A 23,097-nucleotide genomic window follows, 5' to 3' on the forward strand; every position below is an offset into this window, starting at 1 on the left:
GGCTCCGGTCCGGACAAACCCGAACTTTTCAAGGATTACATCATGGCAAAACGCATTGACGTCAACGACCTGAACGTCTACTACTCCAAGTTCCTCGCCGTTGAAGGCGTCTCGATCAACATCGAGCCGAAGTCCGTCACCGCTTTCATCGGCCCCTCGGGCTGCGGCAAGTCCACCTTCCTGCGCACCCTGAACCGCATGCACGAGGTCATCCCGGGCGGCCGCGTCGAGGGCCAGGTCCTGCTGGACGGCGATGACCTGTACGGCGCCGGCGTCGACCCGGTCACCGTGCGCAGCCAGATCGGCATGGTCTTCCAGCGTCCGAATCCGTTCCCGACCATGTCCATCAAGGACAACGTGCTCGCCGGAGTGAAGCTGAACGGCCAGCGGATTTCCAAGTCCGATGCCGATGCCCTGGTCGAGAAGTCGCTACGCGGCGCCAACTTGTGGAACGAAGTCAAGGATCGCCTGGACAAGCCGGGCTCGGGACTCTCCGGCGGCCAGCAGCAGCGCCTGTGCATCGCCCGCACCATTGCGGTCAAGCCGGACGTGATCCTGATGGATGAGCCTTGCTCGGCATTGGACCCGATCTCCACCCTGGCTATCGAGGACCTGATCAACGAGCTGAAGAACGACTACACCGTAGTGATCGTGACCCACAATATGCAGCAGGCTGCACGCGTGAGCGACAAGACCGCGTTCTTCAACATTGCGGGCACCGGCAAGCCGGGCAAGCTCATCGAGTACAACGACACTGCAGCCATCTTCTCCAACCCGGAGCAGAAGGCCACCGAGGATTACGTCTCCGGACGCTTCGGATAAAGATTTCGGATACCGCCGCTCCTTGAGCCGGCGGTAGACGGACCGGAAGGGGGGTCTTCCGGGGATCCTGGAGGGGATCACCGCCAGCGGCGCACCGATTACGGTGCGCCGCTGCACTTTAACTATTCATGTAAAGCACCCTTGACTGTAAAGCACGCTTGTCAGTAAAGTGTGGTTTACATCAATAGGGATAGGGGACAACGATGGATTCAAAAGCAGTTGGCCAGAGCAAATGGGGCCGTTCGCGCTTCGGTGGCGGGTCGGGCGCCCTGATTGCCGTCAGCCTCAGCGCAGGGGCAGTGCTTTCAGCCGGTGCAGGTGTGCTCTTGGCCCGGCTGAACGCCCCGGAGCATTTCGTCTTGGCAGCGTTGCTCATGGCCGCTGGCTTGCTGCCGGTGCTTTCTACAGCTTGCTGGGCGTTGCTGCTGGATCGCGACACCCTGCGCGGTGCCACAAGGAACCCCGAGATATCGGTGGAGAGCCAGTGGTATGACCGAGCTGCCATCGGAGTGTTCCAGGATTTGCTGTTAGTTTGCGGCCTCGGTGGTGCAGTGTTTTCGTTCATTCAGATCCAAGCATCACTTGGCCTCGTTCTGGCTGGTGTCGTGCTGCTGGCGTTGCTTGACTTCGGAATCCGCTATTTCATCATTAAGCGGGCAGAAAGCTAGTGGAGAACAATCTCAGTGCATACCGCAGGGAACGCGGGTTCTCCCAGCAAGCATTGGCCGACCTGCTGGGCGTCTCCCGGCAGACCGTCATCTCGCTTGAAAAAGGCCGCTACGACCCGTCCCTGCCGCTGGCATTCAAGCTCTCGGCGGTCTTCGGCTGCAAGATCGAAGACCTCTTCATTCCGGGCGAAGACTAGGCGTTGCCCAGCAGCGGGTGCACCGCCAGGGTGAGAATCGCGCCGCAGGCAACGCAGGCAATCGGGGTCAGCACCCAGTGCAGCAGCACCTTGGTGACATTGCGCCACACCACCGATTCGAAAGACTGGTTATTGCCGGCACCGACGATGCCGCTGGTTACCGCCTGCGTGGTGGACAGCGGCAGGTGCAAGACGAGCGAGCCGAGGAACAGCATTGCCGCGGCTACGCCCTGGGCGATCATGCCGCGCAGCGGATCGAAGTTCACCAGCCGGCGGCCGAGCGTATAGGTGATGCGCCATCCGCCCAGGAGCACGCCAAGCCCCAGTGCCGAGGCCGCGGCCAGCTGGATAGCCCATGTCACGGGCCCCGGGTCCATTGCATGACCGGTGATCAGCACCAGTGCGATCATCGCGCCGGTGCGCTGGCCATCTTGCAGCCCCAGTCCCAGAGCCACGGCGCAGGCGGTGATGGCCTGGCCTGCGCGCGAGCCGTTGTTGACCGAACGCGAGGAGTTGTGGCGCATCAGCCAGGTCGCCGGAATCACCAGCGCATAGGACAACAGGTAGGCGATGACCGGGGTGATCAGCATGGGCAGCAGCACCGAGCCGAGCAGCAGACCCCAGGCCCCGGACATCGACAGGTCGCCCATGAAAGCCGAGGCGCCGCTGGCGCCCACCAAGCCGGAGAACAGCGCATGGGTGGAACTGACCGGCAGGCCGCGCCACCAGCAATACAGGCCCCACGCGCCGGCGGTCAGCAGGCCGCAGATCAGCAGCTTCAATCCGACGACGCCATCGGGGAGATTGAAGTTCAGCTTGTCCACCAGCGCCACGCTCAGCCCCGAGGTCGCCAAGGTGCCGAGGAAGGCGAATACCGCCGCCACAGAGACCGCAATGGCCGGGCGCAGCGCCCTGGTGCGGACGGAGGCCGCAACGGCCGTAGAGGAATCCCTGAAGCCGTTGAGCACGCCATAGCCCAGGGTCAGGACGATCGCGAATCCGGTGAGGACCGAAAGGATGGTCATTTCCCCTAGGACTCCTTCACCAGCACGCGACCCAGGTGGTCGGCGAACTGGCGCAGGGTGTTGGCGGTAAGCATCAGGTGGTCGGCCACGCGCTGGTGGCGGTGGATGGTCCCTGGCTTGGCGAACTTCGCGATCTCATTGACCCACACCAGGTGGGTTCGGGCCGCGCGCTTGGAGAACTGCAGCATCTGCAGCCAGTTGTCTTCCAGGTCATCGAGGTTATGCAGGCGCTGGACCGAATCGGAGGCCAGCTCGGCCAGCTGCGAAATGAGTTCAAGCTGCTCCGAGGAACGCTCGGAAAGCGGGGTGGAGCCAACGGTCATGATCAGTTCGCCGGTGCCGCGCAGCTGTTCCATGGTTTCGTGCAGCAAGCGCGAAAGCGTGTACATGTCTTCGCGGGGAAGCGGGCTGATATAGCTGGTTCGCAGGTGGGTGAGCACCGCGTGCACCAGATCGGAGGCCTCGGCTTCCGCGGAGGCCAGATCCCGCAGCTGGTCCGCACGGGTATCGGGTGAGCCGATCATCTCGGCGACATTGGCAACGGAGGTGCGAATGGTCGTCGTCAACCCGCACAGCAACTCGATGCCGCGCGAGGCGGAGGGAAAGATCTGGAACTTCACTTTACGGCGCACCATTCGATTCGACGGCTATTGGTACCAACGCAGAACAGTTTACGACGTGGAAGTTAACACCGGGTATTTGAAGGTGCCGGACCGGGAACGCCTCTCGGCGGAAGGCCGCTCGAAGCGGCAGAATTTTGGAGCCCGGGGTTACCAGCGGCCCGGCACCGTTACCTAGTGTTCTCGCCCTACCGGTGTGCTGTCAACCGCAGGGCGGCGCTCGTGCGTTTTCTCACGCTAGCGGCGCACGCTCTTCTCCGCTCCGCTCAGGCAGAGCAGCGCGCAGCAGAACCAGATCGCTCCCGCCGGCCCCAAACCCGCGGCGACCGTACTCGAGATGATCGGCAAAGCTACTTGTCCGACCCGGTTTCCCATGAGCCGCACGGCCAATGCGGCACCGCGGTCCACCGCCGGTACCGAGGTGGAAATCATGGTCATGGTCATCGGCTGGCCCAGGCCCAGGAAGAAGCCGCCGACCAGCAACGCGGCCCCGGAGGCCCACAGCGAATCGATGAAGATCGGGGCCAGCGCGATGGCTATGCCCGAAATGTACAAACTGGTGACTAGCAGGTGGTTGCGTTCGAAGTGGGCCGAGAGCTTGGGGATGAACAGCCGGGAAACTACCGAAGCGAAACCTCGAATGGCCAAAAGCACACCAACATCTTCGGGTGTGACGCCATGTTTCTCCGCCACCAGCGGCAAGAAGGCCGTGAGGATGTCCAGCATGGCCAGCAAGGTCATCGAGGCGAACATGTGCGAAGCCATGCCCTTGATGCGCAAGACCGAGGGAATGGAGGCTTCGGACTTCGCCGGGCGGGTTTGCGGCGCCGTCTTGGAAATCCTCGGCTGCCAGCTCGGAAGCAAGAAGGGGACAGCTAGCAGTGAGCACCCGGCCGCAATCCACAGCGACAGGCTGATGCCGGCGATGCGCTCAGGGGAGGCGGCATCGGTACCGGAGCCGAGCACCAATCCGCCAATCAGCGGCCCGATGAATTGCCCAGCCGCGTAGGCGGCCGTGAACCAGCCAAAGCCCTTGTCCAGATCGCTGTCGGGGAAGAACCGGGCGATGGAAGATTGCCCGCCAATGGTAAACATCAGATGCCCGAGCCCGAGCACGGCACTGGCCAGCGCCACGGTCAAGGCATTCGGGGAGAAATTGATGCCGATGCCGCCCGCGGCCAGCAAGGCCACGCCGGCAACCATCAGGAACCGGATCCTGCGGATCCGCGAACTGGCCCGGCCCAGCATCATTGCGGTGAACAGCGGGAGGATGGCATAGGCGGCGGTCACCACGCCGACGGTGAACTCGCCGGAGCCAAAAGAGATGAGCTTATAGGTGGTCACCGGACGAATGAGGTTCAGCGCCGTTTGGGAAAGCAACGCCGTTGCGATCAGGATCAGCAACCAGCGTACGAGCCCTGAAGAGTTGGTCCTCGATGCGGCGCCCACACCCACCTGCCTAAAATTGAGGGGCAACTTCCTCAACCCATCCTAAGGGCGCGGGATCATGTTTCAGTCCAATGCGTCCTGGCGCCAAAGCCGGGCGCAGGCTTCCAGATCCACGGCGGTGCCCATCAGGGCCTTGGCCTGCTGGGTCAGCTTGGTTCCCCGATCGCTGCTGGAAAAATCCGCGGCATCGGCATGCTCGGTCATGCCCAGCGCCAGTACCCGGCAATAGGCGGCGGTGCGTTCCAAGGCATGGGCGAAGTCGCCGTCGAAGGCGCCGGAGAGAATCGACCCGGTCATCTTCTTCATCTCCTCGGCGGTCGGCGGCTCGGCCACTCCGGCGACGATGCGTTCGACCTGGGCACGATGGGCTCCAGCCTGGAAGCGTGCAGAATGCACCTCGGGCTTGCTCATTGTTGCCGCGCGAACCGCATACAAGCGCCACAGGGCACCTGGCAGGGAGCGGGCCGGAGCCTCGCTCCACAGCTGCGCGAGCACCTCCAGCCCTTCTTCTTCGGCCACCGCAATCAGCCGGCGTGAAACTTCGGGGTCGTTGTTGGCAATGCCGCGCTGCACGAAAGCCTGGGCGGACAGATGGGCTGCCTCGGATACGCGCGCCGGATCAGCGCCTCCCTCGTAGGGCTCGAAATCTGCCGGGGCGAAGGGGCGTGGTTTGTGATGGCGGAATCCCGCATCCTGGGCAACTTTTGATCCTGCACGTGCACCTCTCATGCGCTCCAGAATACTCGCTGATCCTGAGTTCTGCGCCAACAAGTGATTTAGCTTGCAAACCCCAAGATCCAGCGGAAATTACGGGCTGCCGAATTGCGGAATACGCCGATTAATACTCATGCCGGTCCATCAGGTAGTATGGATTTTGGCCTTGTGCCGTGCGCCTTTAGCTCAGCTGGTAGAGCACTGGACTTTTAATCCATTGGTCGCGGGTTCGATCCCCGCAGGGCGCACAAAATGAAACCGGACCCGGCTTGCTAACGCAAGCCGGGTCCGGTTTTTCGATTTATTGTCCGGCATGGAACCAGCGGACTGCCCTCGTGCTAGACGTAGGGCTGGAGGAACTTGACCATGCGTTCCATCACCAACGCGCGAGCTTCTGGATCATGCGAGCGAAGCGAGCTGTCGGTGAACAGGTGCTGCTTGCCAGGGTAGGTGAAGAGCTGGGCGATATCGCCGCCCTCTGCTTCAACGAAGCGCTGAGCTGCCTCCAGGTCGCCTTCCTTCGCGAAGAACGGGTCCTGGTCCATGCCATGGATCTGCACCGGGACATTTTCCGGCCACGGCCCGAAGCTCCAGTCGGCGTCCAGATCCACGAAGGATTCGAGCAGGATCGCGGCGATGGCGCCGGGACGTTGCTGCGCGCACTGCTGGGCCAGGGCCGCGCCCCAGGAAGTGCCGATGTAGACCAGCTCTTCGGGCAGTTTGCCAAATAGCTTGTCGACGCGTTCCTGGATCTTGTCCGCGGTCAGCTTGCCTGCCATGCGCATACCGGCATCGAAATCCTTGGGCAGCTTGCCGGCGTACAGATCCAGTGCGTGCACGGTGTGGCCAGCGGCGCGCAATTCTGCGGCCATCTCCTGCACCCCGGGGGTCAGGCCCTGGACGTGATGGAAAAGAACAATCGTAGCCATGGGTGCTCCTAGCGGTTTCTAGCGTTCGTCGACCAGGTTCTCGATGCGCTGCGGCAAGTGCTCAATGGCCATGTCCCAGCCGGGCATCTGGCTATTGATCTCCACGCTGTACCCTTCGACCAGCATGAATTCTGCGCAGGTAAGGATTTCCTGGCCGGAACCCGTTTCATAGATGAAGGCACGTTTGATGTCCTGCCAGAGCAGGGTTGCGGACTGGTCGATCACGAGGCCGCTTTTGACGACTTCGACGGTGCGCTGGGGGTAGGACATACTCAACTTGCTTTCGGGGTCCTTGGCGGTGTGCTTTGAACAAGTCTAAACCGGCAGCGCACCGCCAGGGGGTTAGCAAACTGGATTCGGGTAGGACTTCGCCAAGGTTCCCTGCGCATCCAGCTCCAGCAAATAGTCCAGATCCAGCTGCGACAGGAAATGCTGATCGTGGCTGACTACCAGCAACGCGCCCTTATAGGCGCCCAGTGCTTCGCTGAGCTGGCGCACGCTGTCCATATCCAGATTATTGGTGGGCTCATCGAGGATGAGCAGCTGCGCGGCTGGTTCTGCCAGCAGCAACGTCGCCAGATGGACCCGGAAACGCTCGCCGCCGGACAGCGCCGCCACTGGCCGGTCGGCGCTGGCCCCGCGCAGCAGCAACCGGGCAAGCATATTGCGCACGTCGTTCGCGGTTGCTGCTGGCGCCACCAGCGCCACGTTCTGGATCGCGCTTAGTTGGCCATCCAGGCCGTCCAGGCGCTGGGGCAGGTACCCGACCCGGTCCACGAAGAGCGTTCCGCCCGGTCCGGGGCCGGGATCTTCGCCGGCGAGCATCTGCTGGAGCAGCCGGGTCTTCCCGGAACCATTGGGGCCGACAAGGCCCACGCGTTCGGCTCCCTGGATGATGAACTGGTGATCTTCTGCACCTAGCGCCGCGACCTGCTTGCCCGAGGGCAACTGGGGATCGGGCAGCTCGATGCTGATGTGCTCGGCCTGCCGAACCCGCCGATCGGCATCGTCGAGCCTGGCCTGGGCCGAATCGACCTTGCCATCCAGGTTTGAACGCATCTTCCCGGCGTTCGCCTCGGATTTCTGGCGAAGGTGGTTGGCCAGGATCTTCGGCATGCCTCCGGAAAGCTGGGTGGCCCGACCCTTGCGCTTGGCCCGCGCCAACTTCGTTTCGGCCTCTGCCCGTTGGCGCTTTTCCACTTTCAGGGAGGCCTGGGCAGTTCTGGCTGCCTGCTCGGCCGCCTGCTGCTCGGTTTCAATCTGCTCGCGGTATGAGCTGTAGGGCCCTCCGAAAACGCTGAGCTTCCCGTCGTAGAGCTCCACCGTATGCTCCATGAGCTCGAGCAGCTCGATATCGTGGCTCACCACAACCAGCGTGCCCTTCCAGGCACGTACAAGGTCGTAGAGCAATTCACGGGCAGGGCGATCGAGGTTATTCGTCGGCTCGTCGAGCAGCGTGATCGGCGAATCGGCCAGTCGCAGGCCCAGTACCGCCAGCAGCATGACCTCCCCACCCGATAAGGTGGTGATTTGGCGGCCCAGATCCAGCCCGTCGAAGCCCAGCGGCGCCAGTTCAGCTCGAACCCGGGCTTCGGCATCCCAGTTCGCGCCCACCGCATCGAAATCCGCTGGGTCGACACTGCCGGACTCGATAGCTTCCAAAGCCGCGAGGACCTGATGCGCCCCCAGCAGCTGGGCGACGGTCGTGTCCTGTTCCAGAGCCAGCGTTTGCGGCAGGTAGCTCAGCGGTGCGTTCGTTTCTGCCGTTCCGCTCGTTGGGCGCAGCTGCCCGGCGATCAGCTTCAGCAACGTCGATTTGCCGCTGCCGTTGGCGCCGATCAACCCGGTCCGCCCGGATGGAAACGTGCCGTCCAGATTGGCCAGGGCGCTTTCTCCCGTGGGCCAGGAAAAGCTGAGGTTGTTCAGGGTAATTGGTGGTGTCAAAGACATGCAGGTCCTCCCGCGAATGCGAAGGGGCTGCCGGCTTGGGGGATCGCAGAATTGGCTTAACCCCGCAGGGGAGCCGCAAAGGAAAAGGATACCGAAGCCGGTAGCCGAAATGAACAAGATGCACCGTTGGGAAACGATGCGGGGTCGTCGGCTGGCTCAGTAGGTATCCATGCCAACGAGTGTAGCAGGGGGAATTGGGGTGTTAACCCCCTCAGTACAAGAAGATCGGGAGCCATTCCCGGTTGTGCGCGTGGACCAGCGCGAGGAACAGGACGAAGTCGAAGATCAGATGCACGCTAACTACATAGGACAGGGACTTCGTCAGCTTGAAGGTATACCCCTGCAGCAGGGCGAAGGGAAAGGTCAGCAACGGCCCCCAGGATTGGTAGCCGATCTCCCACAGGAAGGAGGAGAAGATCACCGCTTGCAGGAGGTTGGCCTGCCAGTCCGGGAAATGCTGGCGCAGCAATGCGAATGCCGTGCAGATGAAGAACAGCTCGTCCCAGATGCCCACCGAATTAACTCCGAGGAAGAGCCGCCAGAAGATGGCTGGGTCCGAGGCGTCCGGCCAGTTCTGGTAGACACCGGTGCTGATCAGGTACACCGGGAGGATGAAGAAGCCCAGCGCCACCACCCCCAGCAAGTACAGCTTCGCTGCCAGCGGCCACTTGAGGCCGGTGTTCACCGGGAACTTGATGATCTGCTCGCGCAAGGCGAAGCGCGAGATCAGCCAGGGCAGCAGGACTGCCGCGGCCAGCGCTGCGCCCATCAGCGCCATGTGGCCCAGGTCCAGATCGGCGTTGAGCGGAACCAGGCTGATGATCACCAGCCCTGCAGCGATCAATGCCAGATGCCGAGCGAGCCTGCGCTGGATGACCGCTGCGCACAGCAGGCTCAGCGCCAGCAGGCCGTAGCCCAACAGGTCGTTTTCGGCGCCGAAGAGGAACACTGCGGAACCCGAGAGCAGGGAGGCTGGCAGCAGCTTCCAGCTCATCGCGGGGCGGTGCGATTCGGTTGGTATCTGGCTCACGGACACAAGCATGCCAGCTGGGCCGGCAGAAAGACACAGCCCGCCGCCGCGGAACCAGTGCTTTAAAGCTTCTGGCCCGCATCCGTCATTTCGGCTGCGGGCCAGAAGGAAAATTCTGGAGAAGTGCTACTTCCAGGCGCGGTGCACGGCGACGATGCCACCGGTCAGGTTGCGGTATTCCACGTTCTTCCAGCCAACGTTGACGAACTTGGCACCCAGTTCGTCCTGGTCTGGCCAAGCTGCAATGGATTCAGCCAAGTAGGCGTAAGCGGTCGGGTTAGGGGAAACCAGATAGCCCAGCGCAGGAATGGCGCGCGGCAGGAACTGCTTGTAGGCCGTCTTGATCGGGGCGACGGTCGGAGTGGAGAACTCGGCGACGACGATCCGTCCGCCGGGCTTGGCCACGCGGCGCATTTCGGACAGGGCCTTCTCGGTATCCGCGATATTGCGCAGACCGTAGGAGATGGTCACTGCATCGAAGGTGTTGTCTTCGAACGGCAGGTCGGTTCCGTCTCCGTAGACGAAGTTCAGCTGCGGGTAGCGCTTGCGGCCCTCATCGAGCATGCCGTGGGACATGTCGCAAGCGGTGACGTCAGCGCCGGCTTCCGCGAGCGGGACCGAGGAGGTGCCGGTGCCTGCGGCGAGGTCGAGAATGCGCTCGCCGGGCTTTGGCGCGATCGCTTCGGTGGTGATCTTGCGCCAGTAGTTCACGATGCCGCCGGTCATCAAGGTATTGAGCAAGTCGTAGCGAGGAGCCAGCTTGTCAAACATTTCCTGAACCTGTTCGGCCTTCTTGTCCAGGCCTGCGCGCGCATTCTGAGAACTCATGGGTCTAAGTCTTCCATATTTGCGCGCGCCAAGGCGCCGGATGTGGGGCGAATCGCCCTTTAGAGAATCGATTCGAGCCGGGCGTAGCTGGCCTCCATCCCGTCGGTCATTCCGGTGGCGAGCACCATGTCGCGGGTTTGCGCATCTGGGTAGGTGATCAGGATCGTCAGCAGGGTGCCGCCCTGGTTGGATGTCAGCGTTAATTCATTCACCGTGGCCGGGTAATCGGTGCCGATCATTTGCTCCGTGGTCCGCTCGTAGGACTGGGGCAGCGTTTCAAGTACGGTTCCAGTGAAACCGAAACCGGAGCCGTCATCGGCAGATAGCGGTTCCCACCAGTACCGGTAGGTCTCGCCGGCCTCTTGCGCCGTCACGCATTCAGCCAACTGCCATCCGTCGGGGCCGAGCATCCAACGTTTCATGAGCCGCTGGTCATGGTGGGCCTGCCAGACTTGCTCCACTGACCCGCGCACCAAGCGGGTAATGCGCACCTGGGTGTCCGACAGGATCTGTGCATCGGTGATGAAATTTTCGGCATAATTGCGCAGGTCGATGAGGACTTGCTCGATCTGGCTCATGGCCGAACGGGTGCCATCGATCATGCCCATGGAGACGACTTGTTCCAGCTCCTCAACGGAATCGAAAACTGCTGTAATCGTCAGTTTTGATCCTTCAGGCGTCGGGTCGAAGGAGAAAACCATGCGGTTGAGGGGCAGGTCGGGGTTCGGAGTGCCGTCGGCGTGCGCAAAGCCGTCGCTGACCTCAAAGAATTTGTGCTCGACGACTTCATTCCAGATCCAGTAACCGTGGAATTCTTCGCCTTCGGGAGAAGTCATGTGGTAGTTCGAGCGGCCACCAGGGGTGGCATCGTGCCGGGTGAAAGTTGCCGGGTATTCCACCGGCCCCCAGAATTTTTCAAGTTGCCGGGCGTCCAGGTAAGCATCCCACAGGCGGGAAACCTTGACCGGAAATTCTGCGTGGACAGTCAGTGAGAGTGCTTCGGAATCTTTGACAACGGATGTGACAGGCATGGGAATGCTCCTTATTTGTCCCCATCGGCGAGGAAATCATCGAGCCGGCTGATGCGTTGGCGCCAGATGTCTTCGAGGGAAGAGAGTAGCTCTTGCGCGTGCCGGATGGTATCCGGTTGTCCGCGAACTATGCGTTCGCGACAACGTGCGATTTTTGTGACCAGACCAGCGGATTCCAATGCCGCGACGTGCTTCTGAACTGCCGCAAAAGACATGTCATAGCTTGCAGCAATTTCCGAAACGCTCACCTCGGCGTTTAGCGTCCGCCGCACGATGTCTCGTCGTGTGGCATCTGCCAAGGCGCGGAAGACCTTGTTTGCCTGTTCTTCGCTCAACTCATATACAACCATTTGGTTGTATATTACGCCCGGAATGGGCTGGAAGTAAAGAGGTGGATCAAAACTTTTGGAGGGTAGTGTACTTATCCCCTATATAATCGACATTGTATAGGTGATATGTCACCTGCGAATTTCAGCCTTGGGATTGCGCGCCGCGGGCCGCCCCCATGCCACTCGCGAGCAGCCGTTCCCATGTCGGGAACAGGGTGCTGATGCGCATCGTGCGCGGATTTCCGATTTGCCGAACCCGAGGCGGTGGCCGATGCGATCGCATCCCTTGCCTCGGCGAGGCGTCGGGCATGAGCGGAGCGAATTCCCCAGTGCGCCCTGAGGCGACTGCTTGCGCAAAGCCTGGACGGGGCAAGCATCATCCATGGCTCCGGTGATCATGATTCAGCGCTTCTGCAGCGTCGCGCCCAGGATTGCTTGGGCGCGCGTGGCAAGTGGATGCGCTGCCCGGGGCGTTCGAGAGGCCGGATTGTAAAAATATATAGACTGGTCTATTTTTAATTGTATGACTCCCAAAGGAGACCTCACCAAGGCACGGCTCGCAGAGTCCATGCTTGAACTCATCCAGACCAGCGGATACAGCGGCACCGGCCTCAATGCAGTGATCGAGCACGCTGCAGCACCAAAGGGGTCGGTCTATTTCCACTTCCCCGATGGGAAAGAGGGGCTGGGCGTGGCCGCAGTAGAACTGGCCGCCAAGCAATTCGAGACCATGATTATCCAGATCGCCCAGAGCGCAGGAGGTGCTGCCGAAGCCGCCAAGCTTGCTATCCAAGCGTTGGCCGCCATCATCAGCGATAGCGGCTTCCGCTTAGGCTGCCCCGTGTCAGTGGTGACCTTGGAAATGGGAGACTCAAGTGAACGCCTGCGGCAAGCCTGCGCCACCGCATTCGAGTCATGGATCACTCCGACCACTGCCCTGCTCGAAGCCGATGGCGTGGGCAATGCCCAAGCGAAGTCCCTGGCAACTGTTATCGTCTCGACCATCGAAGGGGCCGCCATCGTTTCCCGGGCGATGAAAAGCACCCGGCCGCTTCTCGCCGCCGCCGACGCGGTAGCCGACCTCATTGGCCTGCGCCAACAGGGCGAAGGGGACCAGAATTGATGCACGGAGCCAACCTTCGCCATGCGCTGGTTTTCGGGGCATCGGGACTAATCGGCAGGCATCTGATCCTTGCTCTCCTCGACGCCCGAACGCAGGTAACAGCAGCTGTCCGGAATGCTGAATCCGCAGCGAAGGTCAAGAATTGGCTGAGCCAGCACGGACTGGAACAAGAGATCAATACCGCGATCGTCGACTTCGACGCCCCCGAAATCCTGGCTGGCGGACCTGCGGCCTTCACCAGCGTCACCGAAATTCACAATTGCGCCGGCACCTACCGATTCGGCATGAGCGCGCAGGAAGCCCGCAGCGCTAATGTTGGCATCGTCGAGAAGCTGGTGGATTTTGCTGCAGCGCTGCCAGAGCTGCAGCGCATTGTGCATATTTCCGGCTACCGAGTCGGCGGGCAGGATCCCTCGAAGGTTCCGTGGCCGCAGGACTACCGCGATCATCTCTACCGGAAACTAGGCGCTTACGAAGCCTCGAAAGTGGAGTCCGACGCGGTCTTCCAAGCCCTCGGCAAAGAACACGGAATCCCTTGGACCATCGTCAATCCGGCCAGCGTCATCGGCCACAACATTACCGGGGAATCCGACCAGCACATCGGGCTGGCCGGCACCATTGAGCAGCTCTGGGAAGGGAAAACCGCAGCTCTTCCCGCAGGTGACTCGACTTTCTTGCCGGTGCTCACGGTCGACTATATGGCTGCGTTCATGGCGGCCGTGGCCATTGCGCCGGAGGCGATAGGCAAATCCTACTGGCTGCTGGATGATGCCACTGCGCCACTGGGGCGCTTGCTGGCCGAAACTGGCCGGCATCTTGGCGCGAAAGTCCCCAAGCTGCGCTTGCCCGTGGGTCTAATCAAGGCTCTTCCTTCGTGGGTCACCAAAGCCGATCCGGAAACGCTCCACTTCATGTCCGCGGACCGCTATCCGACCGGGCCCGCGATCGAATTCGCCAACCGGCACGGAATCCAGATGCCTGATGTTGGTTCCTCTCTGGAGCGCTGGGCCGACTATCTGGCCGCCCACCGATTCGGGGCCGCGGCATCTGGGGCACGCCGCTATGTAGATGTCGGGGGAGTGAGAACTTTTGAGCTGGGCGACCGCGAGGAACGCCGGTTGATCTTCCCTGGCCTTCCGGTAAATGCCGATACCTGGGCCGCAGTAGCTCAGGGCATTGGCGGACGGGCCGTTGACCTGCCAGGGCTTGGGCTCAGCGGCGGACGGGGCGTCCCGGATTGGGACCGGTGGCTTCCCGCTCTCCTGGCAGGCGGCCCGGTGGATCTGATCGGGCACTCCATCGGGGCAGCCGCCGCCACGCTCGCCGCGGGTCGACTGCCGGGCAAGGTCCGCTCGCTGACCTTGGTTGCGCCGTTTTTCTTGCAAGGGCACGCAGGGAAGGCGCCAAGGTTCCAGCCGCTGGTCCGCGGCTATTTGCGCCATGCGACCGCGGAGCAACTCTCACGTCAATTGACCGGCAACGAGGCGAGCTCAACTGCCTTGGTCTCCAGCGTCAGCGATCTGAAGCGAAGTACCGCCGCCGCGGTAGCTGGCCATCTCGCCCTGGCGAGTTCCAAGCAGTGGCGCCGGCAGTTGCGGGAGATGCTCGATCGCTATGACGGTCCGCTCCGAATTATCTGGGGAGCCGAAGACCCATTGGACCCCGCCGCAATCCGGCAGCTGGAGTCCCGGCCCGAGGCTGGACTGCACTCCATTCCCTCCGCGGGGCACCACCCGCAGCTGACCCACGAGGATGCCCTGATTGAACTGTTGAAGTAGGGGTTGGAGCACGCCTCTTCTCAAGCATCCCCTCTTCGCCTAGTCTGGTTGGAACTGCACAGAACCATCTTTCCGACGGGGTGAAGGGGGAGCGTGAGCACATCTGCCATCGACTGGTCCAACGCAACTCGCCGCGCACAAAAAGCCCGCGAGCTGCTCTCCTCGCAGGAAACCGGACTGGGCGACCTCCCATTGCGCAATGACGTGCGCGAATCCTGGAAACGGTCGCTGGCCCAAACAGGCTCGGTTCAAGAACCGCCGGTTCTGAGCAACGACCGGTTGCGCCTTGCCCGCGAGCGCAGCGAGCTCCAGCGGATTTGGCCTGTTTTCGAAAAGCTCCTTGTTCCCGCCGCAACCGACGCCAATCTCTTGGTCGCCCTTGCGGATGCCGGCGGAACCTTGTTGTGGGTTGCGGGAAGCACCAGTTCGATGAGCCAAGCCGAGCACGTGGGCTTCATGGCAGGTGCCGACTGGGCAGAAAAGAGTGTTGGCACATCCGCGCCGGGAATGGCGCTGGCAACCGGGGCCGGTTCGCAGGTCTCGGGGGCTGAGCATCTCTATGAGCAAGCCCAGCAGTACAGCTGCTCGGCGGTACCGATCCGCGATCCGCGCACTGGTCAGGTAATTGGCGCAATCGACCTGACCGGTGGCCCGGAAGCCGTTGCCACGCACTCCTTGCCGCTGCTGCAAGCGGCGGTCATGGCTGCGGAAACGCAGCTGCTCTTGCCGGGTGCCGGAGTCGTGGCCGATCCCGACTACCTGGACTTGGGGCGCTCTGATGGGGCCCATCTGGGATCAGTGCCGATTTCCCTTCGCCATGCAGAAATATTGACCCTTCTGGCGCACTACCGGGAAGGCCTGAGCACTGCCCAGCTGGTGGAAGAGCTGTTCGAGCGTCCCGATTCCGCGGCCGAGGGCACGGTCCGCGCCGAAATCGTCAGGCTGCGCAAGGTACTCGCGGGCCCAGGCGGGCGTGCCTTGACTTCACGCCCGTACCGCCTTCAGTGGGACCTGCATACGACCCTTGGCCGCCTATGGCGTGCACTGGAGCAGGGCGATCTCGATTCCGCCCTGCCGCTGTACTCCCCGGGCCTGCTGGCCCGCTCCCAGGCGCCAGGCATCGTCTCGCTGCTGTACCGGACCGAGGCCGCGCTGCGTGAAATGGTGCTGGATCGAGGAACTGCGCATCAGCTGCTGAACCTGGGCCGCCAGCTGGCTGACCCTGGCCTCTTGCGAGCTGCCTTGCGCGAATTGCCTGCGCAATCGCCAGCGCGCTCACTTGTCGTCGCCGAGGTCCAGGCCCTCGAGAACTAGGTTCCTTGCCATTGCCGTTCCTCCCGCCAGGCTCGAACATGCCATTGCGGTCATCTGGGATCCCGTTGCAACCTGACTGCAACCTTCGTGTGACTAGAGTCACAAGCAAGGTTCCGCGATGATGCCATCGCGGCCAGGACATCCGACTAAGGAGACGTGGAGCAATGGCGGTTTACGCAAACCCGAATACCGATGGAGCACTGGTCAATTTCAAGCCGCGCTACGAGAACTACATCGGCGGTGAATGGGTAGCCCCGGTCAAGGGCATGTACTTCGAGAACATCACCCCCGTCACCGGCAAGGTCTTCTGCGAGGTGGCCCGTTCCACCGCAGAAGACGTCGAAGTGGCGCTCGACGCGGCGCATGCGGCGGCTGGCGCCTGGGGCAAGACCAGCCCGGCCGAACGCGCCGTCATCCTGAACAAGATCGCGGACCGCATCGAGGAAAACCTTGAAATGCTCTCCGTGGCCGAGACCTGGGATAACGGCAAGGCGATCCGCGAGTGCCTGAATGCCGACCTCCCGCTGGCAGTGGACCACTTCCGCTACTTCGCCGGAGCAATCCGCGCCCAGGAAGGCAGCCTCTCCCAGCTCGACGAGGACACCACCGCGTACCACTACCACGAGCCGCTGGGCGTGGTCGGGCAGATCATCCCGTGGAACTTCCCGCTGCTCATGGCCGTTTGGAAGCTCGCCCCGGCCCTGGCGGCCGGCAACGCGATCGTCCTGAAGCCGGCCGAGCAGACCCCGGCCAGCATCCTGGTGCTCATGGAGCTGATCGGCGATCTGCTTCCAGCCGGCGTGCTGAACGTGGTCAACGGCTTCGGCGTGGAATGCGGCAAGCCGCTGGCCTCCAACAAGCGCATCCGCAAGATCGCCTTCACCGGCGAAACCACTACCGGCCGGCTGATCATGCAGTACGCGTCGGAAAATCTGATCCCGGTCACCCTGGAGCTGGGCGGCAAGTCCCCGAACATCTTCTTCGAGGACATCGCGGTCAAGGACGACGCCTTCTACGACAAGGCGCAGGAAGGATTCACGCTGTTCGCGCTGAACCAGGGCGAAGTCTGCACCTGCCCATCGCGTGCGCTGATCCAGGAAAGCATCTACGACCGCTTCATGGGTGATGTGGTGGCCCGCACCAAGGCCATCAAGCAGGGCCACCCGCTGGATACCGACACCATGATGGGTGCCCAGGCATCCAACGACCAGCTCGAGAAGATCCTCTCCTACATGGACATCGGCAAGTCCGAGGGCGCCAAGGTGCTGCTCGGCGGGGGACGGGCGGATCTGGGCGGAGAGCTCTCCGGCGGCTACTACGTGCAGCCGACCATCTTCGAGGGCACCAATGACATGCGCATCTTCCAGGAGGAGATCTTCGGGCCGGTGGTCGCGGTGACCAAGTTCAAGGACTACGACGACGCGATCTCCATCGCCAACGACACCCTGTACGGATTGGGTTCGGGGGTGTGGAGCCGCAATGGCAACGTGGCCTACCGTGCCGGCCGCGCCATCCAGGCCGGACGCGTGTGGGTCAACCAGTACCACGCCTACCCGGCGCACTCGGCCTTCGGCGGCTACAAGTCCTCGGGCATCGGCCGCGAGAACCACCTGATGATGCTGGACCACTACCAGCAGACCAAGAACCTGCTGGTTTCCTACTCGGAAGACAAGCTGGGCTTCTTCTAGGAGCAGTAGCTGCCACGAGCAGCATGAGATGACAACAGACCTCGAAGGTACGGGGCCAGCCGGGACGGCGTCCGGGGATCGATTGGCCTCATCCCCCGCACGCCAGCCGGCACCCCGCACCTTCGAATGCCATGCAAAGGACAAAGTACATGAGCAAGATGAAAGCTGCAATAGTCGAGGGCTTCGGCGAAGAGTTCCAGGTGAAGGAAGCCGCGATCCCCGAGCCCGGCCCCGGCCAGGTGCTGGTGAAGCTGATCGCCTCGGGCGTCTGCCACACCGACCTGCACGCCGCCGAAGGCGATTGGCCGGTCAAGCCGAAGCTTCCGCTGATTCCCGGGCATGAAGGCGTGGGCATCGTGGAAAAGCTCGGCGAAGGAGTCACCGAGGTCGCGCTCGGGGACATGATCGGCAACGCGTGGCTGGCTAGCGCCTGCGGGCACTGCCAGTACTGCCGCACCGGCTGGGAGACGCTGTGCGAAGCCCAGTCCAATGGCGGGTACTCCGTGGACGGTTCCTTCGGCCAGTACATGCTGGTGGATTCCCGCTATGCCGCGCATATCCCGGAGGGCTCGGATCCCCATGAAATCGCGCCGGTGCTGTGCGCGGGAGTGACTGTCTACAAGGGCCTGAAGATGACTGAGGTCAAGCCCGGCCAGTGGGTGGCTATTTCGGGTATCGGCGGACTGGGCCATATCGCGGTGCAGTACGCGGTGGCCATGGGCATGCGGGTGATCGCCATTGACGTGGCCGATGACAAGCTGGCGCTGGCCTCGAAGCATGGAGCGGAAATCACCGTCAATGCCTTCGCCCAGGACCCGGCCGAGATCATCCAGCAGAAGGTTGGCGGAACGCACGGCGTGCTGGTTACGGCGGTGCATCCAAAGGCGTTCGGGCAAGCGATCGGCATGACCCGGCGCGGCGGAACGATCGTGTTCAACGGGCTGCCCGCCGGTGATTTCCCCGCACCCATTTTCGACATCGTGCTCAAGGGCCTGACCATCCGCGGATCGATCGTGGGAACACGGCAGGACATGATCGAGGCGCTGGAATTCTATGCGGCAGGGAAGATCAAGCCGACCTTCCATACCCGCCCGCTGGAAGACATCAACGCCGTATTCGACGAAATGCGCCATGGCAAGATCGATGGGCGCGTTGTCATCGACTACGCCGGCAGGGCGTAGCCGGATCCGCAACGGTTGATGGCACGGTACCGGATGCGGCTTTTCGAAGCGGCATCCGGTACCGGTGCCCTGGCCGCCCTGGCCGAGCGATGGACGGTGCGGCCCAAAAAGAGGACACTGGCCACAACGAGATAAATCCGGACGTGGACAACGAGGCAGGAGCAGGACATGAGCACCGTAACCGAAACACGCGCCGCAATCGAGGGCGAAGAGTTCTCGCGGGTGGCCTTCACCTCCGAAGCCCTGGACCTGCTTCGCAAGCTGTGGGGGATCCATGGCCCGCTGATGTTCCACCAGTCCGGAGGATGCTGCGACGGGTCCTCGCCGATGTGCTATCCGGCCGGCGAGTTCCGCACCGGGGGATCGGACATCCGGCTCGGCGTGCTTTCCCTGGACGGCGCTGATGGCACCGCCCTGGGCGACATTGATTTCTGGATGTCCAAGGAGCAATTCGAATACTGGAAGCACACCAAGCTCACCGTTGACGTGGTCAACGGGCGGGGATCCGGTTTCTCCGTCGAAGCCCCGGAGGGCAAGCGCTTCTTGATTCGCAGCGAGATCATCGAGTTCCCGGCTGGCCCGAACCCCGACTAGGCTTGGCCCATGCGACTGTGGTCCCTGCACCCCTCATTGCTCGACGCCAAAGGGCTGGTTGCCTGTTGGCGTGAAACACTGCTGGCCCAGAAGGTGCTCGCCGGCCAGACCAAGGGCTATACAGGGCACCCGCAGCTTCTCCGGTTCAAGGCGCAGCCCGCCCCGCTGGTGCATATGGGCGGCTATCTGCAGGGCTTGTGGGACGAAGCGGCTGTCCGGGGCTATCGCTTCGACGCCGCGAAGATCCTGCATCCGGCAGCCGCCGCGCAGCTGGAAAAGATCCCGGTCACCCAGGGGCAGGTGCACTTCGAGCGCGAGCACCTGCTGCGCAAGCTCTCCGTCCGGGATCCCGCGCGCATCGCCCGCTTGGAACCGGCAGGGCAGGTGGCCCTGCATCCGCTGTTCGTGCAGGTCCCGGGGCCAGTGGAGGCCTGGGAGAAGGATGCGCTCGCCAGCGGGTGAGCTGCTGGCCCGGCAAAATCCTAGAGCAGCTCCGCGCGCAACTGTGCGGGGGATTTGGGCGAGAGCAGCCCCGGGGCCACATCGTAAACGGTCTGCGCACCGGTGATGCCGCGCTGGTTCATCCGGAAGGCGGCCCGGGCGTAAGCCACCAGCACGCTGGAAGTGAATTCCGGGTTGGAGCCAAGTGCCAGCGAATACTCGATGACCTGCTTCTGCTCGTCGCTGGTATTGCCCGAACGGATCACGAACCCGCCATGCGGCATATTCGAATGCTCGGCGGCCAAGGTCTGCTCGTCGATGAACTGCACCGTGGTGTCGTACTGGTTGAAGTAGTGCTCCATGGTCACGATGGCTTCGCGCACCGACTCCGGATCGGCACCGTCTTCGAGCACGACAAAGCATTCGCGCTGGTGCTTCTCGCGGGTGCTCAAGGAAGGGCGCTCGCCGGCCCGGACCCGGTCGATAGCCTCCTGGCTCGGGATCGTGTACTGCACACCGGTGGCGACGCCCGGGACGCGGCGGATCGCATCCGAATGCCCCTGGCTCAGCCCGCGGCCCCAGAAGGTGTAGGTTTCGCCGTCGGGCAGCAAGGCCTCCCCGAAGACCCGGTTGATCGAGAACATGCCCGGATCCCAGCCCACGGAGAGCAACGCGGTCTTGCCAGCTGCCTTCGCCGGGCCGTCGATGGACGCGTAGTACTCGGGGATGCGGGCGTGGGTATCGAAGCTGTCCACGGTGTTGAACAGCGCCGCGAACTTCGGGCCCTGCTGCGGCAAGTCCGATTTCGAGCCGCCGCAAAGGATCAATACGTCGATCTGCGCGGCGTGCTTTTCCAGCTCATCGATGCCGAACCGCGGTGCCGGCTGAGCCAGTTGGAGGGCCTGCGGGTCACGGCGGGTGTAGACGCCCACCAGCTCCATATCGGGATTCTTGGCGATCGCGGCTTGGACGCCGCGTCCCAGATTCCCATAGCCAGCAATACCGATGCGGATCTTTGAAGTCATGCCTGCCGTTTCCTTGGGGGAGTGAAGTTTGCTCAGCCGCGGATGGGCTAAATACTTCGGATTATGCCAACGAATCCCGGGGCAGTGAAACCCTTGACCCTCTATGACCCCGGTCTAGCCGAACAGGCGCTTGAAGAAGCCCTTCTTCGGTTCGGCTTCGTGGCCCTGGCAACGGTCCTTATTGGGGACATTGCGCATAGTTGCTTCAACGTGCTGGCCGCAGCCAGCCCACGTGGTCTTCTGGCAGATCTTGCATTGAACCTGGCGGCACATAATTTTTTCCTTGGGGTAGTGGTTAGGACAGGGAGAGGAAGAGCTTTTCGAGTTCTTCGACGCTCAGGCCGTCTTCTTCCTCGGAAGCCTTCTCGGGATCGGCGATGCAGTACTGCATCGCGGTGGAGACAATGGCGAATCCGGCGCGGTCCAGCGCGGTGGAGACGGCGGCCAGCTGAGTGACTACCTCTTTGCACGAACCATCGGTTTCCACGGCGTTGATCACCGCATCAAGCTGGCCTCGGGCACGCTTAAGGCGGTTGAGGATCCGCTTGCGGGTCGCTTCGTCAGCAGTGCGCATCAATTTCTCCTTGGTACGGGTAGCGGGTTAGTCGTCTTCTGCAATTTCGGCATCCAGGTGTTTGAGTTGGACGAGCAACTGCTCCATAGCGCCAGAGCTCAACGCTCCGGGTTTTGAATGTACAAGTATCCCATCCTTGAACGCCATGAGCGTCGGTATGGATGCAATCCGGGCTGCCTGCGCCAAATCCGGCTGGGTTTCGGTATTCACCTTGGCGAAGGCGATTTCAGGATGCGCCGCGGATACTTCGTCGAAAATCGGGGCAAAGCCGCGGCAAGGACCGCACCAAGGCGCCCAGAAATCCACGAGCACCAGCCGGTTCCTTGCGATGAACCCAGCGAAGTTCGAAGCTGACAATTCAAGCGGCTTCATCGGGTTTCTCCTTTCAGAACGAGCGGGCAGCGCGCCCCCATCGCCGGAATTTTGTTGCACAGCAGCACCAATGCGCCCGCGAGGGCTGCAACCGCAACTACGACCAGCCCGCCGGGAGCCGGTAGTTCCTGGCTGAGCACGAACACGCCCATGGCCAAGACGAAGTAGCCGAAACCCTTGCGCAAAGCGCGTTCGTCGATCCTGCGCGAAAGCCGTGCGCCGATCAACGAACCGAGGATCGCGGTGGTCGCCAGCCCTGCGGCCAGCGGCCAATCCAGTGCAACTGAATTCAACTGCCCGGCCAGGCCAGTGATCGAATTCAGGGTGATCACCAGCAGGGAGGTGCCCACCGCCTGTTGCACGGACAGCCCGGCCAGCAAAGCCAGTGCAGGGACGAGCAGGAAACCGCCTCCGGCACCGACCAGGCCGGTGACCATGCCAATGCCCAAGCCGACCGGGGCGGACAGCCACAACGGCTGTGTTGCGCTGCCAGTGTTTTTCCGTCCGCGGATCATCCCGCGGGCACTGGCCAGCATGATGATCGCGAAACCGAGCATCAGCAGCTGGGCAGGGATCCCGCTGGCCAGCAGCCCGCCGCCAAAGGCGCCAAGCATGCTGGTGGACGCGAAGACCATCCCCTGTTTCCAACGCACATTGGCCTTGCGGGCATGCGGGATCAGGCTCGCTGCCGAGGTCGCACCGACCACCAGCAGGGAGGTGGCGATCGCTTCCTTGGCGGGCAACCCGGCTACATAGCTGAGCAGGGGAACCATCAGGATTGAACCGCCGCCGCCGAACAGTCCCAGGGACAGCCCGACGATGCTCGCTAGTGCAAGGGCCAGAACCAGCAGCGGTCCGAACTCCATGGCCTACTTCTTTACTTTGTTCCAGGGCATCTTGCCCAAGAAGCTGATCATCGGGCAAGAATCCCGCAGGGCTGAGAACACCAGTCCGCCACCGATGGCCGCCGAAAGATAGGCGAACTTCGGGGAGATGAACTTCGCTCCGAGCAACCCGGCGAGCACCACGGAACCTGCGGTCATGCGCATCTGGCGGTCCAGCGCCCAACGCTGCACGCCGCGCACCATGGTGCCGCCGGCATTTTCGTAGGCGGTGACGCCGCCAAGCAGTACCGTGCTGTGCTCGATCTGCTGCTCCTGCAGGGCACGCTGCGCCTTGGAAGCACGGTTGCCGCTGTGGCAGATCAGCACCGGCTTGCCTGGAATCTTGGCGAGCACCTCGGTGGCGTTGGCGGTGAATTCTTCGAGCGGCACGTTGTACGAGCCGGGAATGTGGAGGGTTTCGAATTCGCCCGCGGTGCGCACGTCAATCAAGGCGAGGTCCGTGTCGGGGGCTTCCACCAGGCATTTAAGTGCTTCGGCGTCCATGGTGGTCAAAGGGGTAGTCATTGAATG

Annotated in this window: 28 protein-coding genes and 1 tRNA gene; 12 read left to right on the forward strand and 17 right to left on the reverse strand. The window is 62.5% G+C overall.

The window, feature by feature from the left end; translation table 11 throughout:
* Nucleotides 1–42: 42 nt before the first annotated feature.
* The 3 genes from pstB to CQ012_RS16895 all read left to right on the forward strand — a co-directional run bounded on the left by pstB (nucleotide 43) and on the right by CQ012_RS16895 (nucleotide 1,687).
* Nucleotides 43–822 carry a phosphate ABC transporter ATP-binding protein PstB gene (pstB, locus tag CQ012_RS16885; protein WP_105659000.1) on the forward strand — a complete coding sequence of 260 codons (780 nt, stop codon included), beginning with the start codon at nucleotides 43–45 and terminating at the stop codon, nucleotides 820–822.
* A 203-nt stretch (nucleotides 823–1,025) separates the two neighbouring features.
* On the forward strand, nucleotides 1,026–1,490 hold the full coding sequence (locus CQ012_RS16890) for a hypothetical protein (RefSeq protein WP_105662706.1): 465 nt from the start codon (nucleotides 1,026–1,028) through the stop codon (nucleotides 1,488–1,490).
* Complete coding sequence (locus tag CQ012_RS16895) at nucleotides 1,490–1,687, forward strand: helix-turn-helix transcriptional regulator (protein WP_105658998.1); 198 nt, start codon at nucleotides 1,490–1,492, stop codon at nucleotides 1,685–1,687. The genes CQ012_RS16890 and CQ012_RS16895 overlap by 1 nt, the downstream gene beginning before the upstream one ends.
* Here CQ012_RS16895 and CQ012_RS16900 read toward each other — a convergent pair.
* Both CQ012_RS16900 and CQ012_RS16905 read right to left on the reverse strand, forming a co-directional pair.
* Nucleotides 1,684–2,712 (reverse strand): inorganic phosphate transporter, encoded by a 1,029-nt coding sequence (locus CQ012_RS16900; protein WP_105658997.1) that lies wholly within the window; start codon nucleotides 2,710–2,712, stop codon nucleotides 1,684–1,686. The genes CQ012_RS16895 and CQ012_RS16900 overlap by 4 nt on opposite strands.
* A gap of 5 nt (nucleotides 2,713–2,717) precedes the next feature.
* A complete protein-coding gene (locus CQ012_RS16905) occupies nucleotides 2,718–3,278 on the reverse strand; it encodes a hypothetical protein (protein WP_286134712.1) in 561 nt (186 codons plus the stop codon).
* Here CQ012_RS16905 and CQ012_RS17705 point away from each other — a divergent pair.
* A complete protein-coding gene (locus CQ012_RS17705; protein ID WP_181148953.1) occupies nucleotides 3,265–3,510 on the forward strand; it encodes a hypothetical protein in 246 nt (81 codons plus the stop codon). The genes CQ012_RS16905 and CQ012_RS17705 overlap by 14 nt on opposite strands.
* Before the next feature lie 59 nt (nucleotides 3,511–3,569).
* On the opposite strand, the gene CQ012_RS16910 is transcribed toward CQ012_RS17705, so the two are convergent.
* Together CQ012_RS16910 and CQ012_RS16915 are read right to left on the reverse strand one after the other, a co-directional pair.
* A complete protein-coding gene (locus CQ012_RS16910; protein ID WP_105662707.1) occupies nucleotides 3,570–4,781 on the reverse strand; it encodes an MFS transporter in 1,212 nt (403 codons plus the stop codon).
* 63 nt (nucleotides 4,782–4,844) lie between these two features.
* Entirely contained in the window at nucleotides 4,845–5,510 is a 666-nt protein-coding gene (locus CQ012_RS16915; protein WP_105658994.1) for a hypothetical protein, read from the reverse strand.
* 160 nt (nucleotides 5,511–5,670) lie between these two features.
* On the opposite strand from CQ012_RS16915, the gene CQ012_RS16920 reads away from it, so the two are divergent.
* A tRNA-Lys gene (locus CQ012_RS16920) sits at nucleotides 5,671–5,743 on the forward strand.
* A gap of 90 nt (nucleotides 5,744–5,833) precedes the next feature.
* Here CQ012_RS16920 and CQ012_RS16925 read toward each other — a convergent pair.
* From CQ012_RS16925 to CQ012_RS16955, 7 genes are all read right to left on the reverse strand, one after another.
* Nucleotides 5,834–6,424, reverse strand: coding sequence for a dienelactone hydrolase family protein (locus CQ012_RS16925; protein ID WP_105658993.1), 591 nt, complete (start codon nucleotides 6,422–6,424; stop codon nucleotides 5,834–5,836).
* Nucleotides 6,425–6,442: 18 nt separating this feature from the next.
* The gene (locus tag CQ012_RS16930; RefSeq protein ID WP_105658992.1) at nucleotides 6,443–6,694 is read right to left on the reverse strand and encodes a hypothetical protein; all 252 of its coding nucleotides are present in this window, start codon (nucleotides 6,692–6,694) and stop codon (nucleotides 6,443–6,445) included.
* Nucleotides 6,695–6,766: 72 nt separating this feature from the next.
* Nucleotides 6,767–8,374 carry an ABC-F family ATP-binding cassette domain-containing protein gene (locus CQ012_RS16935; protein ID WP_105662708.1) on the reverse strand — a complete coding sequence of 536 codons (1,608 nt, stop codon included), beginning with the start codon at nucleotides 8,372–8,374 and terminating at the stop codon, nucleotides 6,767–6,769.
* 211 nt (nucleotides 8,375–8,585) lie between these two features.
* Nucleotides 8,586–9,368, reverse strand: a complete 783-nt coding sequence (locus tag CQ012_RS16940) for a CPBP family intramembrane glutamic endopeptidase (protein WP_105662709.1) — start codon at nucleotides 9,366–9,368, stop codon at nucleotides 8,586–8,588.
* 162 nt (nucleotides 9,369–9,530) lie between these two features.
* The gene (locus CQ012_RS16945; RefSeq protein WP_105658990.1) at nucleotides 9,531–10,232 is read right to left on the reverse strand and encodes a demethylmenaquinone methyltransferase; all 702 of its coding nucleotides are present in this window, start codon (nucleotides 10,230–10,232) and stop codon (nucleotides 9,531–9,533) included.
* Between the two features lie 59 nt (nucleotides 10,233–10,291).
* Entirely contained in the window at nucleotides 10,292–11,263 is a 972-nt protein-coding gene (locus CQ012_RS16950) for an SRPBCC family protein (RefSeq protein WP_105662710.1), read from the reverse strand.
* Nucleotides 11,264–11,274: 11 nt separating this feature from the next.
* The gene (locus CQ012_RS16955) at nucleotides 11,275–11,613 is read right to left on the reverse strand and encodes an ArsR/SmtB family transcription factor (protein ID WP_105662711.1); all 339 of its coding nucleotides are present in this window, start codon (nucleotides 11,611–11,613) and stop codon (nucleotides 11,275–11,277) included.
* Between the two features lie 502 nt (nucleotides 11,614–12,115).
* On the opposite strand from CQ012_RS16955, the gene CQ012_RS16960 reads away from it, so the two are divergent.
* From CQ012_RS16960 to CQ012_RS16990, 7 genes are all read left to right on the forward strand, one after another.
* Nucleotides 12,116–12,715 (forward strand): TetR/AcrR family transcriptional regulator, encoded by a 600-nt coding sequence (locus CQ012_RS16960; protein ID WP_105662712.1) that lies wholly within the window; start codon nucleotides 12,116–12,118, stop codon nucleotides 12,713–12,715.
* Complete coding sequence (locus tag CQ012_RS16965) at nucleotides 12,715–14,493, forward strand: alpha/beta fold hydrolase (protein WP_105662713.1); 1,779 nt, start codon at nucleotides 12,715–12,717, stop codon at nucleotides 14,491–14,493. Before CQ012_RS16960 ends, CQ012_RS16965 begins: the two co-directional genes overlap by 1 nt.
* A 93-nt stretch (nucleotides 14,494–14,586) precedes the next feature.
* Nucleotides 14,587–15,807, forward strand: a complete 1,221-nt coding sequence (locus CQ012_RS16970) for a GAF domain-containing protein (protein WP_105658985.1) — start codon at nucleotides 14,587–14,589, stop codon at nucleotides 15,805–15,807.
* A 164-nt stretch (nucleotides 15,808–15,971) separates the two neighbouring features.
* Nucleotides 15,972–17,495 (forward strand): aldehyde dehydrogenase, encoded by a 1,524-nt coding sequence (gene adh, locus CQ012_RS16975; RefSeq protein WP_105662714.1) that lies wholly within the window; start codon nucleotides 15,972–15,974, stop codon nucleotides 17,493–17,495.
* Between the two features lie 149 nt (nucleotides 17,496–17,644).
* Nucleotides 17,645–18,676, forward strand: coding sequence for an alcohol dehydrogenase AdhP (gene adhP, locus CQ012_RS16980; RefSeq protein WP_105662715.1), 1,032 nt, complete (start codon nucleotides 17,645–17,647; stop codon nucleotides 18,674–18,676).
* A gap of 168 nt (nucleotides 18,677–18,844) precedes the next feature.
* A complete protein-coding gene (locus CQ012_RS16985) occupies nucleotides 18,845–19,270 on the forward strand; it encodes a DUF779 domain-containing protein (RefSeq protein ID WP_013347532.1) in 426 nt (141 codons plus the stop codon).
* 9 nt (nucleotides 19,271–19,279) lie between these two features.
* Nucleotides 19,280–19,732: a pyrimidine dimer DNA glycosylase/endonuclease V gene (locus CQ012_RS16990; protein WP_105658982.1), complete on the forward strand. Its 453-nt coding sequence runs from the start codon at nucleotides 19,280–19,282 to the stop codon at nucleotides 19,730–19,732.
* Between the two features lie 20 nt (nucleotides 19,733–19,752).
* On the opposite strand, the gene CQ012_RS16995 is transcribed toward CQ012_RS16990, so the two are convergent.
* From CQ012_RS16995 to CQ012_RS17015, 6 genes are all read right to left on the reverse strand, one after another.
* Nucleotides 19,753–20,736, reverse strand: a complete 984-nt coding sequence (locus CQ012_RS16995) for a diaminopimelate dehydrogenase (RefSeq protein WP_105662716.1) — start codon at nucleotides 20,734–20,736, stop codon at nucleotides 19,753–19,755.
* A gap of 114 nt (nucleotides 20,737–20,850) precedes the next feature.
* Nucleotides 20,851–21,009 (reverse strand): DUF8730 family Cys-rich protein, encoded by a 159-nt coding sequence (locus CQ012_RS17710; protein ID WP_166650877.1) that lies wholly within the window; start codon nucleotides 21,007–21,009, stop codon nucleotides 20,851–20,853.
* 22 nt (nucleotides 21,010–21,031) lie between these two features.
* The gene (locus CQ012_RS17000) at nucleotides 21,032–21,310 is read right to left on the reverse strand and encodes a metal-sensitive transcriptional regulator (protein ID WP_105658980.1); all 279 of its coding nucleotides are present in this window, start codon (nucleotides 21,308–21,310) and stop codon (nucleotides 21,032–21,034) included.
* 27 nt (nucleotides 21,311–21,337) lie between these two features.
* Complete coding sequence (gene trxA, locus CQ012_RS17005) at nucleotides 21,338–21,682, reverse strand: thioredoxin (protein ID WP_105662717.1); 345 nt, start codon at nucleotides 21,680–21,682, stop codon at nucleotides 21,338–21,340.
* Complete coding sequence (locus CQ012_RS17010) at nucleotides 21,679–22,548, reverse strand: sulfite exporter TauE/SafE family protein (RefSeq protein ID WP_105662718.1); 870 nt, start codon at nucleotides 22,546–22,548, stop codon at nucleotides 21,679–21,681. Before CQ012_RS17010 ends, trxA begins: the two co-directional genes overlap by 4 nt.
* Nucleotides 22,549–22,551: 3 nt before the next feature.
* Complete coding sequence (locus CQ012_RS17015) at nucleotides 22,552–23,091, reverse strand: rhodanese-like domain-containing protein (RefSeq protein WP_105658977.1); 540 nt, start codon at nucleotides 23,089–23,091, stop codon at nucleotides 22,552–22,554.
* Nucleotides 23,092–23,097: the final 6 nt, after the last annotated feature.

The organism is Arthrobacter sp. MYb214 (genome assembly GCF_002979865.1).
Lineage (GTDB): Bacteria > Actinomycetota > Actinomycetes > Actinomycetales > Micrococcaceae > Glutamicibacter.

Bases quoted from the DNA above. Each gene is read 5' to 3' on its own strand.
- pstB (WP_105659000.1), top strand. From the start codon at position 43: ATGGCAAAACGCATTGACGTCAACGACCTGAACGTCTACTACTCCAAG.
- CQ012_RS16890 (WP_105662706.1), top strand. From the start codon at position 1,026: ATGGATTCAAAAGCAGTTGGCCAGAGCAAATGGGGCCGTTCGCGCTTC.
- CQ012_RS16900 (WP_105658997.1), bottom strand. From the start codon at position 2,712: ATGACCATCCTTTCGGTCCTCACCGGATTCGCGATCGTCCTGACCCTG.
- CQ012_RS17705 (WP_181148953.1), top strand. From the start codon at position 3,265: ATGGTCGTCGTCAACCCGCACAGCAACTCGATGCCGCGCGAGGCGGAG.
- CQ012_RS16915 (WP_105658994.1), bottom strand. From the start codon at position 5,510: ATGAGAGGTGCACGTGCAGGATCAAAAGTTGCCCAGGATGCGGGATTC.
- CQ012_RS16925 (WP_105658993.1), bottom strand. From the start codon at position 6,424: ATGGCTACGATTGTTCTTTTCCATCACGTCCAGGGCCTGACCCCCGGG.
- CQ012_RS16930 (WP_105658992.1), bottom strand. From the start codon at position 6,694: ATGTCCTACCCCCAGCGCACCGTCGAAGTCGTCAAAAGCGGCCTCGTG.
- CQ012_RS16935 (WP_105662708.1), bottom strand. From the start codon at position 8,374: ATGTCTTTGACACCACCAATTACCCTGAACAACCTCAGCTTTTCCTGG.
- CQ012_RS16940 (WP_105662709.1), bottom strand. From the start codon at position 9,368: ATGAGCTGGAAGCTGCTGCCAGCCTCCCTGCTCTCGGGTTCCGCAGTG.
- CQ012_RS16945 (WP_105658990.1), bottom strand. From the start codon at position 10,232: ATGAGTTCTCAGAATGCGCGCGCAGGCCTGGACAAGAAGGCCGAACAG.
- CQ012_RS16950 (WP_105662710.1), bottom strand. From the start codon at position 11,263: ATGCCTGTCACATCCGTTGTCAAAGATTCCGAAGCACTCTCACTGACT.
- CQ012_RS16955 (WP_105662711.1), bottom strand. From the start codon at position 11,613: ATGGTTGTATATGAGTTGAGCGAAGAACAGGCAAACAAGGTCTTCCGC.
- CQ012_RS16960 (WP_105662712.1), top strand. From the start codon at position 12,116: ATGACTCCCAAAGGAGACCTCACCAAGGCACGGCTCGCAGAGTCCATG.
- CQ012_RS16965 (WP_105662713.1), top strand. From the start codon at position 12,715: ATGCACGGAGCCAACCTTCGCCATGCGCTGGTTTTCGGGGCATCGGGA.
- adh (WP_105662714.1), top strand. From the start codon at position 15,972: ATGGCGGTTTACGCAAACCCGAATACCGATGGAGCACTGGTCAATTTC.
- adhP (WP_105662715.1), top strand. From the start codon at position 17,645: ATGAGCAAGATGAAAGCTGCAATAGTCGAGGGCTTCGGCGAAGAGTTC.
- CQ012_RS16985 (WP_013347532.1), top strand. From the start codon at position 18,845: ATGAGCACCGTAACCGAAACACGCGCCGCAATCGAGGGCGAAGAGTTC.
- CQ012_RS16990 (WP_105658982.1), top strand. From the start codon at position 19,280: ATGCGACTGTGGTCCCTGCACCCCTCATTGCTCGACGCCAAAGGGCTG.
- CQ012_RS16995 (WP_105662716.1), bottom strand. From the start codon at position 20,736: ATGACTTCAAAGATCCGCATCGGTATTGCTGGCTATGGGAATCTGGGA.
- CQ012_RS17710 (WP_166650877.1), bottom strand. From the start codon at position 21,009: ATGTGCCGCCAGGTTCAATGCAAGATCTGCCAGAAGACCACGTGGGCT.
- CQ012_RS17000 (WP_105658980.1), bottom strand. From the start codon at position 21,310: ATGCGCACTGCTGACGAAGCGACCCGCAAGCGGATCCTCAACCGCCTT.
- trxA (WP_105662717.1), bottom strand. From the start codon at position 21,682: ATGAAGCCGCTTGAATTGTCAGCTTCGAACTTCGCTGGGTTCATCGCA.
- CQ012_RS17010 (WP_105662718.1), bottom strand. From the start codon at position 22,548: ATGGAGTTCGGACCGCTGCTGGTTCTGGCCCTTGCACTAGCGAGCATC.
- CQ012_RS17015 (WP_105658977.1), bottom strand. From the start codon at position 23,091: ATGACTACCCCTTTGACCACCATGGACGCCGAAGCACTTAAATGCCTG.